The sequence below is a fragment of the Thauera phenylacetica B4P genome, assembly GCF_000310225.1.
In the GTDB taxonomy this organism is placed as follows: Bacteria; Pseudomonadota; Gammaproteobacteria; order Burkholderiales; family Rhodocyclaceae; genus Thauera; species Thauera phenylacetica.
Map to the genome: position 1 here is coordinate 1 of NZ_AMXF01000398.1, position 2,143 is coordinate 2,143.

Sequence of the window (2,143 nt, forward strand, 5' to 3'; positions counted from 1 at the left end):
GTAAGCGGTAACCGAGCGGCGTTCTTGCCTACTTCGAGCGCGGGTGGAGATCGGATCGAAGCGGATTGGCCGCGAAGTGTTGCTTCCACAGCCTTGGGGTGAGTTGCGCGACATCGGCGGCAGGGTGCTGGCCGACGCGCTGGAGCACATCGACCAGATAGGCATAGGGGTCGATGTCGTGCAGGCGACAGGTGGCGATCAGGCTCTGCGCGATCCCCACGTATTTCGCGCCGACCTCGGTCCAGCAGAAGAGCCAGTTGCGGCGGCCCATCGGCACTACGCGTAGCGCCCGCTCGAGGTGGTTGGTGTCGATCGGCACCTCGGGGTCGGCGAGGTAGACCTCGAGGGCGGCCCGGCGCTCACGCACGTAGGCCAGGGCAGTGGTTAGCGGTGAGCTCGGCAGCAGACCGTGGGATTCGAATTGGGTGTCGACCCAGTCGAAGAACCGGTCGACCATCGGCTTGGCCTGGGCGAGCCGGTATGCGCGGCGTGCCTCGCCGACGAGCTGTGCCTCACGGATGTGCTGCTCTACCGCGTAGAGCTGGCCGATCATCTCCAGTGCCTGCGCCGCCCGTTCGGGCTCGATCGACTGGGCCTCGAAGAACTTTCTTCTCGAGTGCGCCCAGCATTGCGCGCGCGTGAGCCCGCATTTTTGTGCGTAACGTTCGTAGGCCGCGTAGCCGTCGGTGAGCAGCACCGCCCCCTCGGGCGGTGGGTCGGTCCCCAGGGTCTGCGCGATGTGCTTGCCACTACGCCCCTCGTGATAGGCGAAGCAGATTTCGTCGCGCTCGCCATACACCGGCCAGAAGTAGCCGCCCTTCATCTTCCCCGGGCTGGCGCGCCCGGCCTTGATCGGGGTCTCGTCCATCGCCTTGATGCGACTTGCGCGGATCGAGTCGAGCTGGGCCGTAAAGACCGGCTCGAGCAGCGCGAGCGCCGCGTGGGTGAGCTGCGTGAGCCACGGGCGCGAGACCCGGATGCCGTTGTCCCCGAGCCGCTGATGCTGGCGGTACAGCGGCTGGTGGTAGCAGAACTTGTCTGTGATGAGCCCGGCGACGAAGCTCACGTCGGCGCGGCTGCCGTCGATCACCCCGGCGGGGGCCGCCGGGCAGTGGATCGTCTGCGTGTCGCGGCGCTTGATGACCGGGCGCACGTACTTGAGGATCACGTAGCTGCCCGGGCGCTGCGCCAGGCGATGGCTCACCTTCTCGCCGATCACCTCGAACTGTTCGGCGGTGAGGCCCTCGGTCTCGGGGTTGGCGAGCGTGATCGTCTCGACCGGGACGCGCGTCTCGTCAAAGAACAGCGCCGATTCGTCCTTGCTCTGGGCGAAGTCGGTGCGCGACGCACGACGGGTGTGTCCCGCCACGGTCTTGGCGGGGGTGTCGGGCGGCGTGTCGGGGATCGGCAACTCGCCCAGATACATCTGCGTGGTGTCGGGTGACACCACGCGCTTCTCGCTCTTCTGGCCAAAGAGCTGGCGGCGGAACCACTCGAGCTGATGCTTGAGTGCCGCAAACTCGAGCCGCATCGCATCCATGTCGCGCTGCAAGGCGACGTTCGCCTGTGCCAGTCCGACGATCTGCTCGGGCGCCCACTGGGCGGCCTCGGCAAGGGTCGGAACGGGGGTGCAGTGCGGTGCGGACATGGCGCATATTTTACCGTAGAGCCCAGCATTCATGCGGGTTTCACGGCGTTCTGGGGCAATCTGAAACGGCGCTTGGTGCGGGCCGGCTCGATGCCTTCGAGCAAGAGCTTGAGCCCGGTCCAGTCCATCTGGCGCGTGCGGACCTGCGCCCAGTTCGACACGAAGCGCCCCTGCTCGAGACGCTTGGCCCACACGCAGAATCCGGTGCGGTCCCAGTACAGCACCTTCATCTGCGTGCCACGCCGGTTGATGAACACGAACAGCTCGCCCGACAGCGGATCGCAGCCGAGCGCCTGGCGCGTGAGCGCGTACAGGCCGTCGAAGGATTTGCGCATGTCGACCGGGCGGCCATAGACATGGACGCGGACGGCGCCTTCGGGGAAGAACATCAGCCGCGCGACAGGTGAAGGATCACGCCGTCGCCCAGGTCGAGCCGCAGTTCGAGGCGGCCCGTGCCGCCGAGTTTGAGCGTGCCGGCGTCGACGAAGCCAGTGG

2 protein-coding genes are annotated in these 2,143 nt (G+C 66.9%); both read right to left on the reverse strand.

The genetic code is table 11. From position 1 onward, the window contains the following. Window positions 1-28: 28 nt before the first annotated feature. Window positions 29-1,648 (reverse strand): IS66 family transposase, encoded by a 1,620-nt coding sequence (tnpC, locus tag C667_RS22410; protein WP_004355071.1) that lies wholly within the window; start codon window positions 1,646-1,648, stop codon window positions 29-31. A 29-nt stretch (window positions 1,649-1,677) separates the two neighbouring features. Further along, on the reverse strand, window positions 1,678-2,037 hold the full coding sequence (gene tnpB, locus C667_RS22415) for an IS66 family insertion sequence element accessory protein TnpB (RefSeq protein WP_004355068.1): 360 nt from the start codon (window positions 2,035-2,037) through the stop codon (window positions 1,678-1,680). Between the last annotated feature and the right edge of the window lie 106 nt (window positions 2,038-2,143).

Coding starts and splice junctions, on each gene's coding strand:
- tnpC (WP_004355071.1), bottom strand. CDS start 1,648: ATGTCCGCACCGCACTGCACCCCCGTTCCGACCCTTGCCGAGGCCGCC.
- tnpB (WP_004355068.1), bottom strand. CDS start 2,037: ATGTTCTTCCCCGAAGGCGCCGTCCGCGTCCATGTCTATGGCCGCCCG.